This window comes from Sphaerisporangium sp. TRM90804, assembly GCF_029846175.1.
In the GTDB taxonomy this organism is placed as follows: domain Bacteria; phylum Actinomycetota; class Actinomycetes; order Streptosporangiales; family Streptosporangiaceae; genus Sphaerisporangium.
The window spans coordinates 1-533 of record NZ_JARWAC010000086.1; the positions used below are offsets into that span (position 1 = coordinate 1).

Here is a 533-nt window from a genome sequence, read left to right on the forward strand (position 1 = left end):
TCGCCGAGGTGCTGGCGACCGCGACGGGTATCCCGGTGTTCAAGCTCACCGAGGAGGAGTCGCAGCGTCTGCTCCGCATGGAGGATGAGCTGCACAAGCGGATCATCGGGCAGGATGACGCGATCAGGGGTCTGTCGCGGGCGATCCGCCGTACGCGCGCGGGTCTGAAGGATCCGCGTCGTCCGGGTGGTTCGTTCATCTTCGCCGGGCCGTCGGGTGTGGGGAAGACCGAGCTGTCCAAGGCGCTGGCGGAGTTCCTGTTCGGGGACGAAGACGCGCTGATCATGCTGGACATGTCGGAGTTCATGGAGAAGCACACCGTCTCGCGGCTGTTCGGCTCCCCGCCCGGTTACGTCGGGTACGAGGAGGGCGGCCAGCTCACCGAGAAGGTGCGGCGCAAGCCGTTCTCGGTCGTGCTGTTCGACGAGATCGAGAAGGCCCACCCCGACATCTTCAACTCGCTGCTGCAGATCCTGGAGGACGGTCGCCTGACCGACGCCCAGGGCCGCGTGGTCGACTTCAAGAACACCGTC

General features: G+C 65.9%; 1 protein-coding gene. It reads left to right on the forward strand.

Annotated elements, in window-relative coordinates; all coding sequences use genetic code 11:
* On the forward strand, positions 1-533 hold a 533-nt coding region (locus PYR91_RS36355), incomplete at both ends, for an AAA family ATPase (protein ID WP_279787574.1).